The 15182-nt window shown below is 41.8% G+C and carries 11 protein-coding genes; 8 read left to right on the forward strand and 3 right to left on the reverse strand.

Annotated elements, in window-relative coordinates; translation table 11 throughout:
- Positions 1 to 15 precede the first annotated feature (15 nt).
- Together QL998_RS05640 and QL998_RS05645 are read left to right on the forward strand one after the other, a co-directional pair.
- The gene (locus tag QL998_RS05640) at positions 16 to 2694 is read left to right on the forward strand and encodes a TonB-dependent receptor plug domain-containing protein (protein WP_290192282.1); all 2679 of its coding nucleotides are present in this window, start codon (positions 16 to 18) and stop codon (positions 2692 to 2694) included.
- Positions 2687 to 3754 (forward strand): cytochrome c peroxidase, encoded by a 1068-nt coding sequence (locus tag QL998_RS05645; RefSeq protein ID WP_024605820.1) that lies wholly within the window; start codon positions 2687 to 2689, stop codon positions 3752 to 3754. Before QL998_RS05640 ends, QL998_RS05645 begins: the two co-directional genes overlap by 8 nt.
- Here QL998_RS05645 and QL998_RS05650 read toward each other — a convergent pair.
- A complete protein-coding gene (locus tag QL998_RS05650; protein WP_220488585.1) occupies positions 3749 to 4666 on the reverse strand; it encodes a LysR family transcriptional regulator in 918 nt (305 codons plus the stop codon). The genes QL998_RS05645 and QL998_RS05650 overlap by 6 nt on opposite strands.
- Before the next feature lie 80 nt (positions 4667 to 4746).
- Between QL998_RS05650 and QL998_RS05655 the strand changes: the two genes are divergently transcribed.
- From QL998_RS05655 to QL998_RS05665, 3 genes are all read left to right on the forward strand, one after another.
- The gene (locus QL998_RS05655; protein ID WP_024605822.1) at positions 4747 to 5886 is read left to right on the forward strand and encodes an alkene reductase; all 1140 of its coding nucleotides are present in this window, start codon (positions 4747 to 4749) and stop codon (positions 5884 to 5886) included.
- 245 nt (positions 5887 to 6131) lie between these two features.
- Positions 6132 to 6896, forward strand: a complete 765-nt coding sequence (locus QL998_RS05660) for a DUF6515 family protein (RefSeq protein ID WP_290192283.1) — start codon at positions 6132 to 6134, stop codon at positions 6894 to 6896.
- A 170-nt stretch (positions 6897 to 7066) separates the two neighbouring features.
- Positions 7067 to 7567: an RDD family protein gene (locus QL998_RS05665; RefSeq protein ID WP_002962012.1), complete on the forward strand. Its 501-nt coding sequence runs from the start codon at positions 7067 to 7069 to the stop codon at positions 7565 to 7567.
- A gap of 79 nt (positions 7568 to 7646) precedes the next feature.
- On the opposite strand, the gene lptG is transcribed toward QL998_RS05665, so the two are convergent.
- Positions 7647 to 8714: an LPS export ABC transporter permease LptG gene (gene lptG / locus QL998_RS05670; RefSeq protein WP_024603537.1), complete on the reverse strand. Its 1068-nt coding sequence runs from the start codon at positions 8712 to 8714 to the stop codon at positions 7647 to 7649.
- Positions 8711 to 9823 (reverse strand): LPS export ABC transporter permease LptF, encoded by a 1113-nt coding sequence (lptF, locus tag QL998_RS05675; RefSeq protein ID WP_002962016.1) that lies wholly within the window; start codon positions 9821 to 9823, stop codon positions 8711 to 8713. The genes lptG and lptF overlap by 4 nt, the downstream gene beginning before the upstream one ends.
- Positions 9824 to 10132: 309 nt before the next feature.
- Here lptF and pepA point away from each other — a divergent pair, with 309 nt between their 5' ends.
- The 3 genes from pepA to QL998_RS05690 all read left to right on the forward strand — a co-directional run bounded on the left by pepA (position 10133) and on the right by QL998_RS05690 (position 15158).
- A complete protein-coding gene (gene pepA, locus QL998_RS05680) occupies positions 10133 to 11644 on the forward strand; it encodes a leucyl aminopeptidase (RefSeq protein ID WP_290192284.1) in 1512 nt (503 codons plus the stop codon).
- A 158-nt stretch (positions 11645 to 11802) separates the two neighbouring features.
- Positions 11803 to 12249, forward strand: coding sequence for a DNA polymerase III subunit chi (locus QL998_RS05685; RefSeq protein ID WP_024600719.1), 447 nt, complete (start codon positions 11803 to 11805; stop codon positions 12247 to 12249).
- Positions 12250 to 12302: 53 nt separating this feature from the next.
- Complete coding sequence (locus QL998_RS05690; protein ID WP_290192285.1) at positions 12303 to 15158, forward strand: valine--tRNA ligase; 2856 nt, start codon at positions 12303 to 12305, stop codon at positions 15156 to 15158.
- Positions 15159 to 15182 lie beyond the last annotated feature (24 nt).

Consider the following 15182-nt stretch of genomic DNA (forward strand, 5'->3'; position numbering starts at 1 on the left):
TAAGAGCCGTAATATATGCAGACACCGACTACCCTCGCGTGTCTGCTTTTGCTTTCTCAGGGTGTATACGCCGCAGAGCAGCAACAGCAGACCGAACCAAAGCCACAGCCATGTAACGAACTTAAAGATGAGCAAAAAGAGCGCTGTGAAGCACTTGAGCATATTGAAGTAAAAGGCCAGTACATAGGCATAGAAGTACCCGAAGTTATTGGGCGTTCTTATTTAAACCGTGATTTTATAAACGCCACACCTAAAGGCAATGGCGATATAAATGAGCTAATTGCATTGCTCCCTGGCGTGCAGCTAAGTAACGAAGCGTACTCTATTGGTAGCTTAGCTGAGATCAGCGCGCCAGAAATATCAATCTCAGGGGCGCAGCCTTGGCAAACAGGGTTTTCGTTAGATGGGTTAAATTACAATAACCGCATAGACCCAGCAAGCAGCAGCCGATTAAGCTCTTCATCAGACGATGTGTCGGGTGGCGTACAAAGTATGAACGTGAACTCCGATATAGTTGAATCAATCACAGTTTACGACCATAACATACCGGCTGAATTTGGTGGTTTTTCGGGTGGTATTGTTGATAGTAAAACCAAAAGCGTATTTGCAAACAACAGCTTTAGTTTTGGCGTGCGGGGGAATCAAAGTAGCTGGGGGAGTTATCATTTTATTGAGGCTGATCAAGACAGTTCACAGCAAAATGTTGACCAAAGTACTCTTGAAGAGCCTAAATACGAAAAAATTAGCTATAACCTGCGTGCTAATAAACAAATTAATGAGCGCCATGGATTAATGATGAGCGTTAATTACTTAGCCAGCGACATCAGCGATTTATCGCTAGGGGAAGTAAAAACCCAAAGCAGAACAAACATAAATGCGATTGTGAAGTATGGCTACCGAAATGGCTGGGTAGATGCACTAGATTTAACACTAATGTACTCCCCCTACGAAGTTGATAACTTTATAACGGATGCCAAAGACAGTAACTTTCATTTAAAAGGCGGTGCTATTGGCGCCGTTGCGGCATTAACTGAGCATTTTGACTTTGCATCGTGGCACAGTAATCTTAATTTTAGTATGAGTGACAGCAGCCGAGAAGGCCCAGCTCACTTTTATAGCTGGCTACAAGCCAAAGGGAAAGATTGGGGGCAATATGCCGACCAAGGCGATGCGCAAACTCGTTACTCTCGCCAAGGGGGATATGGCGCCCTAGATAATACCCAATACACCACCAGCTGGAAAAACACCCTTGATTTTAAAACGCTGGAGTTTGCAGGCACTGAGCACCGCATTAAAGCCGGTATTGAACTTATTCGCCAAGAAGTAGAACGCGAACGCATACAAAATAGCTACAGCTACGACTCCCCTATTATATGGTCTAGCGCGAGTACGCCACTTAATTGCAGCGGTTACACACTTGATTGCCAAGCACTTCACACCACTATTTCTATTGATGAGTTAGCAGCACAACTTGGTGGCGAAATTGATTTTAATAATCAATCGCACATTACTGCCTATACAAATAATGTAACAGCTACAGCGCAGTATTTTAATGGCCGTTTAGTCACCCCTGCCGAATACATTAACGTAACACTTAATCGTGCCTCGTTTTATGTAACCGATAGCATCACATTAGGGCAGCTAAACCTAAACTTAGGTATGCGCTACGAATATGATGACTTTTTAGCAAATCATAATATCGCGCCACGTATATCGCTGGGTTACGACGTATTTAACGACAACCGCACTATTATTAGTGCAGGCGTTAACCGCTATTACGACTCTGCCATTATTGGTTATAAAGTCAAAGAACAGCAGCGTTTTTCATATCGAGAATACCGCCCAATTGAAAACGGTTACCTGCAAGGGTGGCTACCTTCTAACTATACTGGCGCGTTTAAGTACCGCTTTGATGATGTAAACACCCCGTACGATGACGAACTCGCATTAGGTATTGCACATTCATTTGAAAAAGCAGGTAATGTATCGCTTAAATATGTAAAACGTAAAAAGCATCAGCAATTTTCTCAGGTTACCGATGAAGAAGCAGGTAGCGATGGCTATAAATATATTCGTATGACCAACGAAGGTGATGGTAGCTCAGAGCGCTATTCTATTTCGTGGAGCGCGCAGTTTGGTAGCCATTCATTATGGGCTAACGCCTCATACGCTGAAAACAAAGTCTCTAACGACGACTACAATGCCACTGCTGAAAATACCCCCCTTGACGAACTCGTTTACTACGTAAATGCAAGTGGCAGCGGCGAGCTTGTAACGCTTGGACAACTTGATCAAATTCGTACAAACTTTGGCACTCCGATTACCGGTGCGCTAGGTTGGAATGTTGATTGGAGCAATTCATTAAGCACAGGGCTTAACGTAACCTTCAGTGATAGCTACACCAGCGCAGTGAGTACCGGCGCAAGCGAAAGCATAGGCCTTGAACAGAGCTGTGCAAATTGTCCTGCAGAATCAACACTTGTTGATGTATACGAAGAACAAGAAATTCGTGCCAGAACCATGTTAGGCCTTAGCCTGCGCTATAGCCACAACCTAACAAAAACCCAGTCAGTTGAAATAAGAGCAGATATTTCTAACTTGTTGAATGCACGTACTTACACAGTAAACGAAGGCGCATCTGGTATTGAGCCTGGGCGTATGTTCTGGCTAGGAGTTAGCTATAACTATGATTAGGTTATTAAGCATTTTTTTTCTGTGCTCATTTAGCTTAAACGCCACACCAACAAGTAGCCACGATTTACGCTCACTGTATAGCAAAGGCCAAGCACACTGGCCTGCTATTCAAACCAGTGATGGCAGAAGCGTTGAGCCCATGTCGCTTTTGCCTGTAGCCTCGCCAAAACCTGAGCATGTTGCTTTAGGTGACAAGCTCTTTCATGATGTGCAGCTCTCGCGTAATAATACCGTTAGCTGCGCAACCTGCCATGAGCGCGACAAAGGCTTTCATGATGGCCGCACAACCGCAGTGGGTATTGATGGGAAAATAGGCACACGCAATACCCCTGCAATTTTTGGTATAGATCAGTGGCAAAGTTTTTTTTGGGATGGTCGCGCTAAAACAGCTGAGCAACAAGCACTTATGCCCATTAGCAACCCAATTGAAATGGACTTAGATCCACAAAAAGCTTTAATGCGGGTCAATAAAGATAAAAGCTATACGGCATTTAATAAAAGTGCTTTTAATTCAAATACGCTCTCTATGGCACAAATGGCAGAAGCCCTCGTAGCTTTTGAGCGAACACTCATTGCACCTAATACTCGCTTTAAATCATTTATTAATGAGGTTCAGAGTAATCCAAAAAAAGCGCTTAGACGTTTATCCGATAATGAATTAAACGGATTACATTTATTTAGAACCAAAGCAAAATGTATGACTTGCCACAATGGCGCACTATTAAGTGACAACCAATTTCATGGCACTGGCCTTCATTATTACGGCCGTAGTTTTGAAGATAAAGGGCGGTTTAATTTTACAAATAATCCAAGTGATATAGGGTTATTTAGAACCCCTTCTCTACTTGGTTTAACTGAAACATTTCCTTGGATGCACAATGGGCTTTTTGATGACCTACTAGGCATAGTAAACATGTACAACCATGGTGGAGCAAGACCTAAGCCTAGGAAAAGCCAATTAAACGATCCACACTTTCCTAAAACGACGAAACTGTTAAAACCATTAAAACTCACCAAGCAGGAGCGTTTAGATCTTGTTGCATTTTTACGGATTTTATAAGTTTTGTAATTGCTCTATCAACCATTTATGAATAGGGCTGTTATTAGTACGCGGATGCCATGCGGCTATTACTTTAAATGTAGGGGGCAGAGCTTCTATTTTTAGCTGTTTAACTTTGCTGTTTGGTAATAATCTTGATGGGTAAAACGCGAGCATATCGGTTGTATGTAAAATGTCGGGCACCGCAGAAAAACTTGGTACCGACATTACAATATTACGTTTTAGCCCTTGGCTTTCAAACCACTGATCGTGCGATCCGCGCAAATTTGCACGAGATGGCGATACCACTAGCTGTGGATGCTTTGCAAATTGCGCCAAACTCAAAGGTTCAGTGTAAGTCGTGTTACCTATACCGGTAATACACAAATGTTGTTCTTCAAACAAAGTGATATAAGAAAGGTTGTCGGGTATAAATTCTGGAAAGCTTATCAGCAAATCAAGCTCGCCTGCCGTTATAAGTTGATTAACGTTATCTGATGCAAAGTCGCGCACAATCAACTTTAAACCTGGCGCTTCGCGGCGGGTAATATTAAATAATTGTGGCAATAAGGCCTGCGTGGCGTAGTCGGTTGCGCTTATGGTAAACACACCTTTATAAGTTTGCGGGCTAAACTGCTCGGGCTCTAGTAACGACTCTAATTGCTTTAAAATATGATTAACAGGCGCCTTGAGTCCTTGCGCTTTAGGAGTAGCAACCATGTTATTGCCTTGGCGTATAAACAAGCGATCGTCAAATAAATCTCGTAGCTTTCGTAGTTGCTCACTAATGGCTTGTTGCGTTAACCCCATTTTTTTGGCTACTTGCGAAAGATTTTGCAGTTCTAATAAGCTACTGAGTACTCTTAACTGTTTTATATCGAGCCGACTAATACCATTCATAATTGTATGCTGCACAAAAAAGTGTTGTTTCAAATTGTATCCTTAAATCTCTATGCTGCCAATGTTGCTTAACCACTATTTAAGCCTTTGTTTGCTTTATAAGAGAATTTAAAATGAAATCAGAATTAGTTAATACCGCCCCTTTATTCTCATCAATTGAGCTTGGCCCTTTTACACTTAAAAACCGTATTGTGATGCCTCCTCTTACTCGCTCTCGCAGCACTCAGCCTGGCAATATTCCTAATGAATTAATGGCTGAGTATTACTCGCAGCGTGCATCGGCTGGTTTTATGGTTACCGAAGGCACACAAATAGAACCTCGTGGGCAAGGTTACGCTTGGACCCCAGGTATTCACTCGCAAGCACAAATTGAAGGCTGGAAAAAAGTAACACAAGCAGTACACGCTAAAGGCGGTGTTATTTTTGCTCAGCTTTGGCATGTAGGGCGCGTATCGCACACCACGCTTCAACCAAATTCAGGTAAACCGGTTGGCCCTTCAGATATTATTGCTGAAAACGTAAAAGTATTTATTGAAACCGCACCTGGTGAAGGCGTATTGGCTGACCCAAGTGAGCCCCGAGCATTAAGTACTACTGAGGTTGGCGAGCTAGTAAATATGTATGCTCAAGCTGCACGCAATGCTCTAGAAGCAGGCTTTGATGGTGTGGAGCTTCATTGTGCTAACGGGTATTTAGTTAATCAGTTTATTTCTGAGCATACCAATAACCGTGACGATCAATACGGTGGAACACTTACTAATCGCCTGCGATTTTTAAAAGAAATAGTTGAAGCGGTAAGTGACGTTGTAGGCTCTGATCGTTTAGGTGTTCGCTTTGCTCCTTTATTTGAAAGCACAGATGAAACACGAGTGTATTTAGGACTTGTTGAATCAAACCCTCATCACACTTATATCCAGGCCGTTAAAGTGCTTGAGCAAGCAGGTATTGCTTACTTATCGATTGCGGAAGCTGATTGGGATAACGCTCCCGATTTACCACAAGAATTTTATAAAGCAGTACGAGCTGAATTTTCAGGTCGCATTATTTATGCTGGTAAATACACAGTAGAAAAAGCGGTACGTATTTTAGGTGAAGGTTACGGTGACTTATTTGCATTTGGTCGCCCATTTATAGCTAACCCTGATTTACCAGAGCGTATAGAGAATAATTGGACGTTTAACGAAGCCGATGCAGCCACTATGTATGGCGGTACTGAAGTAGGTTATAGCGATTATCCTTTTTATCAAAAGTAATTAACCTGCAAAGCCAAGGAAGGCTTAATTACTAATTTCGTATCTATTTTTTGTGATACCACTAATCATTTTGGTGTATTAAAACGTTCCTAAAATCGTCAAAAACTAGAGATTATGTCAAGAACCGTCAGTAAAATGTAAAAAGCTGTAAGCATAACTCCGTTTGCTGTTGTATGTCAGTTAACATTCAGTTTGAGCCGCTAGTATTGAACCCAGTTATGTAAAAACATAAACGAGGCAATATTATGAAACTTACTTTTTTACTACCTGCCCTGCTCGCCATTGGCGCAGTATCAGGCTCTGCGCTTGGAGCACAAAACGAGCGAGAGAATGATAAAAGCTTTAAACGCGATCACGACAAACGTGTTGAATATAAACGCGATGAACGCCGCCATGAAAAAAAGCAGCGTATTGAGCATAAAAAAGAAAAACGAGAAGACCGTAAGCAAGAAAAACGTAAACTTGCTAAGTACAAACAGGAAAAGCGTGAACTACACCGCTACAACCAGCGAAAATATAACTACTTAACAAGCCATCATAATTCAGTCCCTTACAGACAAAATCGATTTATAAACCATTTACCACGCAATAGCGCATCAATCAGATTTAATGGTATTTCGTTTACGTTTAACGACGGCCTTTATTACCGTAAAGCTAAAAGAGGCTACCATGTTGTTAAACCACCTAGAGGCCTGCGTATAAATACGCTACCAAGAAATTACAGGCATTTTAAACACCATAATACGACTTACTACACTTATCAAAATGTGTACTACATTGCAGATAATAATGGTTATACGGTTGTTGATGAGCCATCAACTCGCCTTAATCAGGCAATAAAAGTGGGTAATGTGAATGACTATAGCTTGGGCCAAACTTACGACTCACTGCCTCAGGCTGCACAGGCCGTAATCATTAACTCACAGCAGTATTTTAAATACGGCGATATTTATTTTTTACCGCAAATAAGTGGTGACGACATAAAATACCTTGCCATTAAGCTAGGTTAAACTCGCTATAAATTAAAAGGCCTTACTGTAAATAGTAGGGTCTTTTTCATTCCCCTCCGTAGGTAGTAATTTACAGCAATAAAATCAATTCTCTCTAAACATTAACATGTCTTAGTATTTGTAAGCTTTTTTGTTAAACTAGCTCGCATATTAATAGTGAGAGTGTATTTATGTCGGGTGAGTTTCCACGTGCTGGTTTTTGGCGCCGTTTTGCGTCGTTGGTCTACGATACGTTAGCCATTATTGCGTTTGCGATGTTAACTGTAGTGCTGTATTTATTTGCAGTACAGGGGCTTATTTCTCTCGATGTAATTAGTTTAAATGGCGCAGAGGATGTATCTGCATTTATTCAAAATTCAAATCTTCTTTCGGGTATTCGTACCGCTCTTTTAATTATTGTTAGCTTAGTATTTTTTGGCTACTTTTGGACTAAAAGCGGGCAAACCATTGGCATGCGTGCATGGCGTTTAAAAGTACAAACTCTTGAAGGTAATTTAATTAGCTGGCCACAATCAATTATCCGCAGCGTTAGCGCTTTACTCGGTCTAGGTAATTTGGTGGTGTTAGTCGATTTTAAAAACAAAAAAGCACTGCAAGATTACATCTCTAAAACAGAAGTTATTGCACTTACTAAAGAAGAAAACAGACGTATTTATAGTGAGCTTGATTAATACCAGCTTTCCAAAACTGGTAATTAAAAAGCAAAAAGGGTGACTACTGGTCACCTTTTTAATGCTTTGAATAGGTACTCTATACCCGTTTATTCATCAAATATGTCGCAAAGCCTATAAATATAATACTGGGCAATACCGCACCTATAATGGCAGGTATTTGGTAAACCATAACTACAGGGCCAAATATTTCATTAGTTAAATGAAACACGATCCCCGTTACAACACCCATAATAATACGTGCGCCCATAGTAACGGTACGCAGCGGGCCAAATATAAACGAGAGCGCCACCAGCAGCATTACCGCTACAGATACAGGCTGCATAAGCTTACGCCACAGAGCGAGCTCGTAGGTACTGGTGTCTTGTTCGTTTTGCTCTAAGTAAGTTAAATACGACCAAAGCCCAGTAAATGAAAGTGACTCTGGTTTTACCGAAACAACCCCTAACTTTTCAGCGGTCAATTGTGAAGGGTAAAACTCTTCTGGTAGTTGCTCTGTTGTGGTTTTTTCGCTCGTAATAATAACCTTATTTACATCACGAAGTAGCCAGCCTTCTTTTCGGCTCAGTGCATCTTTTGCTTTAGTGATTTGGGTAAGCTCTAACGATTTGTCAAAGTGGTACATGTGTACCCCGTTGAGCCTGCCGTTTTCGTCAACATCTTCAATATTAATAAAATTGCTGCCGTCTTTAGCCCATACACCTTTTTGTGTGTTAAATACATCGCCGCCATGTATTGCTTGGTTACGCATTTCTTTGGCGTGTAATTGCGCTTCAGGTGCACCCCATTCGCCAAGTGCCATCATGCATACAGCCATAAATATAGCCGTTTTCATTACAGAGCCAATTATTTGTAAGCGCGACATACCAGCCGCTTGCATCACTACCAGCTCACTGTTTGAGGCAAGTGCCCCCAACCCCGTTAAGCCACCAATTAGCGCAGCCATCGGAAAAAACACCACTAAATCGCCAGGTATTGTGTAAAGCGTGTAAAGCATTGCGGTCATTAAATCGTAACTGCCACGCCCTACCGACTTTAGCTGGTCGATAAACTTAATTAAGGTGCTAATACCAACAAGTACCAACAATGCAAAGCCGGTAGTTTGTAAAATACTGCGGCCTAAATACCAATCAAGCGTTTTCATCATGAGCCTAACTCCCGCTTAGTTACAACGGCTTTAAGCCAAGCGCCCAGCGGCCGCCCTTTTATAATTAATAATCCACCTATAAACAAGGCACTTAGGTGAATCCACCACAAGCCAATTGAAGGCGGAATTTTGCCATCTTCAACTGCAAATTTAGCGGCATTTAGTAAAATAAAATAGCCTAAGTACAAGCTTATAGCAGGCACTAGTTTTGCAAATTTACCTTGGCGAGGATTAACCACACTTAGCGGTACTGCCAGTAAGGTAAGTAACGGAATTGATAATGGAATAGCGAGTCGCCACTGCCATTGAGCAATAGATTCAGGAGTATTAATGGCGAGTAATTGATTAGTAGGCACAGCCTCTAATTTACGGCGTTGGTGCTCTATTTCTTGTTCTCGTATTTGTACGCTGTAACCATCAAATTCTGTTAAGTTAAGTGCAGGCGTTGTGCCATCTGTTTCGTAACGTTTACCGTCTGTTAGCACGAGCTGTTGCTCACCATTTACTGCTTCAACCACAACACCTTGCTCTGCATATACTAAGCGCGCTAGGTTGCCTTTTTCGCTATCGGGTAACTGTGCAACAAATACCTTATTGAGCTCTTTGCCACCCTTTTCAATATTATGAATAAACACCACGGCTTTTTCGTTACCGGTTTCTTGGAACCGCCCAGCTCTGAGTGCGGATAGCCCCGCATCAGCTTTGGCTTGTTCTTTTAATTGATACTCTTGCTCGCTTGCCCACGGCGCTATATACATAGTCAGTGCTGCGGCTAATATAGCAAGCCCTACACTTGATATAAGTGTTACGCGCACAACATACCATTCACTTACGCCACAGGCTTTAAGTACGGTCATTTCGCTATCGGCGTAAATACGGCTGTAGGCTAAAATAATGCCTAAAAATATACTCAGCGGAAGTATTAGCGAGGCTAGTTGTGGAAGTTTTAGTGCAATCATCGATAGCACTAATTTAGCAGGAATGCTGCCCTCAGAGGCATCACCTAAAATACCAACTAACTTTTGTGACAAAAATATTGTCATCAAAGTTAAAAATACGGCGACCTGCGATTTTAAAACCTCAGCGGTCAAATAACGGAAAATTAGCAATGCTCGCCCCTGTTAAACATGGAATTTCACTACGATAGTGAGAATTGAATAGTTAAATAGCTATTTTACCCAATTAATACCGGCAAATAGGCTATTATTATAAGCCATCAAAATTAATTATCCTACCTAAGTGCACGATATAATGTTGCATTAGTAGCCCTTAAGCATATAAAGTTCAATTACACAGTAAGAGTCTAGCAAAATCAGCTAAAATAAGAATTATCCTTACATAAGTTACGTAGATAAGACTAGAAAATACTTTTTTAGCCCCAACTTAGTAACTTAAACGACTCAAAACCAGGAGTAACAATGGAATTTAACGTAAAAAGTGGTAGCCCAGAAAAACAGCGCAGCGCATGTATTGTGGTTGGCGTTTACGAGCCACGTAGGTTATCCCCCATTGGTGAACAACTCGATAAAATTAGTGATGGTTATATCTCTAATTTACTTCGCCGTGGCGATTTAGAAGGTAAGCCAGGCCAAGTTTTATTATTGCATCATGTACCTAATGTATTAAGCGAGCGCATATTGCTTGTTGGTTGTGGTAAAGAGCGTGAGCTTGATGATAAGCAATATAAACAAATCATTTCTAAAACTATAAATACCTTAAACGAAACGGGCTCTATGGAAGCAGTCTGCTTTTTAACAGAGCAACACGTTAAAGGTCGCGACACCTACTGGAAAGTACGTCAGGCAGTTGAGACAACGCAAGACTGCCTATATACGTTTAACCAACTGAAAAGTAAAAAAGTAGACCCTCGTCGTCCACTTCGTAAAATGGTGTTTAACGTACCAACACGACGCGAACTAACTATTGGCGAAAGCGCTATTGAGCATGGTTTAGCCATTGCAGCAGGTAGTAAGCTATGTAAAGACGTAGCTAATATGCCACCAAATATTTGTAACCCTGTGTACTTAGGTGAACAAGCACAAGAGCTGGCAACTGATTTTGACAACATCACTGTTGATCTTATTGGCGAAAAGCAAATGGCAGAACTTGGTATGAATTCTTACCTAGCTGTTGGTCGAGGTAGTGATAACGAATCGATTATGTCGATTATTAACTACAAAGGCGCCGCTGACGACCAAGCCCCTATTGTACTTGTTGGTAAAGGTCTAACGTTTGATTCAGGCGGTATTTCATTAAAACCAGGCGAAGGCATGGACGAAATGAAATACGACATGGGCGGAGCAGCAGGCGTTATTGGCGCAATGCGTGCACTTGCACAAATGCAATTGCCGATTAACGTTATTGGTGTTTTAGCTGGCTGTGAAAACATGCCTGGCTCAAACGCATATCGCCCGGGTGATATTTTAACAACAATGTCGGGCCAAACAGTTGAAGTGTTAAACACCGACGCTGAAGGTCGTTTAGTATTGTGCGACGCACTAACGTACGTTGAGCGCTTTAACCCAGATACTGTTATTGACGTGGCAACACTGACAGGCGCTTGTATTGTAGCCCTTGGCGCGCATGCAACTGGTTTGCTATCAAACCATAACCCACTTGCACACGATTTGTTAAAAGCGTCAGAGCAAAGTGGCGACCGTGCATGGCAGTTACCGTTATGGGATGACTATCAAGATCAACTAGATAGCCCATTTGCTGACTTTACAAACTTAGGTGGACGCTCTGCAGGAACAATTACTGCGGCATGTTTCTTGTCTAAATTTACTAAAAAGTATAATTGGGCGCATTTAGATGTTGCTGGTACAGCGTGGCGCAGTGGCGCTAAAAAAGGCGCAACGGGTCGCCCTGTTCCAATGCTTACTCAGTATTTACTAAATAGAGCTGGTGTAAGTGAAGCAGCTCAAGATTAAACGTTTAGTTTAAATTAATATCTGTTTATAAGGCGCCGTTTGGCGCCTTATTTATTTGTGTATTAATTGAAGCAAACCCCGTTATATGGCAAAATCTGCCTCTTAATTTATGTATATCAATTTGGTATACATTCAATGTCATGGGAAACCCCGATACAATGAACATGAACGCTAAATTTTTCGTTCTAAAGCAACAAGATGAGTTAACAGCTAAGGCTGACGATCATTTTGCTTTGGCTGCTCAAATTGCGGCCGATCAGTATCGAAATGGGCAGCGTGTGTTTATTTGTGTTAACGATAATGAAGCAGCCTGTGCCATTGATGAAATAATTTGGGCATTCGATCCAGATAGTTTTGTGCCACATAATTTACAAGGTGAAGGCCCTAAAGGCGGCGCACCTGTAGAAATTGGTATTACGCCACCTGTTGGCAATCGTAAAGTTTTAATTAACTTGGCTACTCAGTTACCGGATTACATTCGTCGGTTTAACCAAGTTTTTGATTTTGTACCCGTAGAAGCAGCTGCTAAACAGGCAGCCCGCGAGCGTTTTAAAAAGCTACGCCAACTCGGTGCCAATCTCACCACGCAAGATATTAATAGCTAGCCAATCAGGCAAACTAACCAACTAATTTAAGTACTTATTTAAGGTTCTGTGTAATGGATAAAACCTACAATCCGCAAGATATTGAACAGTCTCTATATCAAGACTGGGAACAAAAAGGCTACTTTAAGCCATCTGGCAAAGGCGTACCATATTCAATTATGATTCCGCCGCCAAATGTTACTGGTAGCTTACACATGGGCCACGCCTTCCAAGACACAATAATGGATACCCTAACGCGTTTTAAACGTATGCAAGGTAACAACACATTATGGCAAGTAGGTACTGACCACGCAGGTATTGCAACGCAAATGTTGGTTGAGCGTAAGCTTCATGCAGAAGAAGGTAAAACACGCCACGATTTAGGCCGCGAAGATTTTATTAATAAAATCTGGGAATGGAAAAAAGAATCTGGCGGCACTATCACCAAACAACTTCGTCGCCTTGGCGCATCGGTTGATTGGGATCGTGAACGCTTTACCATGGATGATGGTTTATCTGAAGCTGTTAAAGAAGTGTTTGTACGCCTTCATAAAGAAAACCTAATTTACCGTGGTAAGCGCCTAGTAAACTGGGATCCTAAATTACACACCGCTATATCTGATCTTGAAGTTGAAAACAAAGACAAAAAAGGCCACATGTGGAACTTATGTTACCCACTGGCTGATGGCGTTACAACACAAGACGGTAAAGACTACATAGTAGTAGCAACAACTCGCCCTGAAACCATGCTTGGCGACTCGGGTGTTGCAGTAAACCCTGATGACGAACGCTACACAGATTTAATCGGTAAAGAGATTTTATTACCAATCGTTAATCGTCGTATTAAAATTGTTGCTGACGAACATGCCGATAAAGATAAAGGCACGGGTTGTGTAAAAATCACCCCAGCGCACGACTTTAACGATAACGAAGTGGGCAAGCGTCATCAAATGCCGATGATCAACATTTTCGATAAAGACGCCGCTATTCTTACCCAAGGTGAAACATACACCTTTGACGGTAAAGAGCTTGAGTTTGATGCGCCAATTCCTGAGCGCCTACATGGACTAGATCGTTTTGCTGCGCGTAAAGCGATTGTGGAAGAATTTGAAGAACTAGGCCTACTTGAAAAAATTGAAGACCATGGTTTAACGGTTCCTTACGGCGATCGCTCTGGCGTTGTAATTGAGCCACTACTTACCGACCAATGGTATGTGCGTGTTGCACCACTTGCAGAACCTGCAAAAGACGCTGTTAAAAACGGCGATATTCAATTTGTACCTAAGCAATACGAAAACATGTACTTCTCGTGGATGAACGACGTACAAGATTGGTGTATTTCACGCCAGCTTTGGTGGGGTCACCGCATCCCAGCTTGGTACGACAATGAAGGCAACGTATTTGTTGGTCGCGACGAAGCTGAAGTACGCCGTGAAAACAACATTGCAGATGATGTTGCGCTTAGCCAAGACGAAGACGTACTTGATACGTGGTTCTCATCAGCGCTTTGGACATTTTCTACACAAGGTTGGCCTGAAAATACCGATGATTTAAAAACCTTCCACCCGTCTGACGTATTGGTAACTGGTTTTGATATTATATTTTTCTGGGTTGCGCGCATGATTATGATGACGCTGCACTTTGTGAAAGACGAAAATGGCAAACCACAAGTTCCATTTAAAACCGTGTATGTAACTGGCTTAATACGTGACGACAATGGCGATAAAATGTCTAAGTCAAAAGGTAACGTACTTGACCCACTAGATATGATTGACGGCATTGAACTTGAAGACCTAGTACAAAAACGTACTGGTAACATGATGCAGCCAAAACTTGCCGCCAAAATCGAAAAAGATACGCGTAAAGTATTTGCCGGCGGTATTGAAGCACACGGCACCGACGCACTTCGTTTTACCCTTGCTGCAATGGCGTCTACCGGTCGTGATATTAACTGGGATATGAACCGCCTTGAAGGTTACCGTAACTTCTGCAACAAATTATGGAACGCAAGCCGTTACGTGCTAATGAACACAGAAGAGCTCGATTGTGGTTTTGCAAACGATGCTGATAAAGAGTTCTCATTAGCTGACCGTTGGATTTTAGGTCAATACGAAGCTACCGTTAAAACCTACACTGAGCACTTAGATAACTACCGTTTTGATCTAGCTGCTAACACGCTTTACGAATTCACTTGGAATCAATTTTGTGATTGGTATTTAGAGCTAACTAAACCAGTATTGTTTAAAGGCAATGAAGCGCAGCAACGTGGTACACGTAATACTCTTATTACCGTGCTTGAAAGCTTACTGCGTTTAATGCACCCAATGATGCCATACATCACTGAAACTATTTGGCAGCGTGTTGCACCACTTGCAGGCCTTGAAACAGCAAACACCAGCATTATGGTCCAGCCGTTCCCTGTATATAATGAAGCAAGCGTTGATGCTAAAGCTATGGATGACTTAGAGTGGGTTAAACAATTCATTTTAGCTATTCGTAATATTCGTGGTGAAATGGATATTAGCCCAAGTAAACCGCTTAGCGTATTACTTGCTAATGCATCAAGCGACGACGTGCGCCGCATTGAAGAAAACAAATCATTTTTGGCATCACTTGCAAAAATTGAAGAGTTTACAATGCTTGAAAACAAAGACGGGGCACCTGCATGTGCAACGTCTTATGTTGGCAACCTTGAGATCATGATCCCAATGGCGGGCTTAATTGATGTAGAAGCCGAGCTTTCGCGTATTAATAAGCAACTCGAAAAAGCAGAAAAAGGCCTAGCACAAGTGCAAAACAAACTCGCTAACGAAAAGTTTGTAAACAACGCACCTGAAGCTGTACTTGCTAAAGAAAATGCAAAACTGGCTGAGTTTAGCGATGCTAAAACTAAGCTACTTGAGCAAAAAACTAAAATAGAAAGCTTATAAGCTTTCATAAAATGCCTATTAACA

The organism is Pseudoalteromonas sp. APC 3691 (assembly GCF_030408135.1).
Classification (GTDB): Bacteria; Pseudomonadota; Gammaproteobacteria; order Enterobacterales; family Alteromonadaceae; genus Pseudoalteromonas.

What these genes read in the sequence shown, in the direction of transcription:
- QL998_RS05685 (WP_024600719.1), top strand. Translation starts at nt 11,803, where the DNA reads ATGAACATGAACGCTAAATTTTTCGTTCTAAAGCAACAAGATGAGTTA.
- QL998_RS05640 (WP_290192282.1), top strand. Translation starts at nt 16, where the DNA reads ATGCAGACACCGACTACCCTCGCGTGTCTGCTTTTGCTTTCTCAGGGT.
- QL998_RS05645 (WP_024605820.1), top strand. Translation starts at nt 2,687, where the DNA reads ATGATTAGGTTATTAAGCATTTTTTTTCTGTGCTCATTTAGCTTAAAC.
- pepA (WP_290192284.1), top strand. Translation starts at nt 10,133, where the DNA reads ATGGAATTTAACGTAAAAAGTGGTAGCCCAGAAAAACAGCGCAGCGCA.
- QL998_RS05690 (WP_290192285.1), top strand. Translation starts at nt 12,303, where the DNA reads ATGGATAAAACCTACAATCCGCAAGATATTGAACAGTCTCTATATCAA.
- QL998_RS05655 (WP_024605822.1), top strand. Translation starts at nt 4,747, where the DNA reads ATGAAATCAGAATTAGTTAATACCGCCCCTTTATTCTCATCAATTGAG.
- QL998_RS05660 (WP_290192283.1), top strand. Translation starts at nt 6,132, where the DNA reads ATGAAACTTACTTTTTTACTACCTGCCCTGCTCGCCATTGGCGCAGTA.
- lptG (WP_024603537.1), bottom strand. Translation starts at nt 8,714, where the DNA reads ATGATGAAAACGCTTGATTGGTATTTAGGCCGCAGTATTTTACAAACT.
- QL998_RS05665 (WP_002962012.1), top strand. Translation starts at nt 7,067, where the DNA reads ATGTCGGGTGAGTTTCCACGTGCTGGTTTTTGGCGCCGTTTTGCGTCG.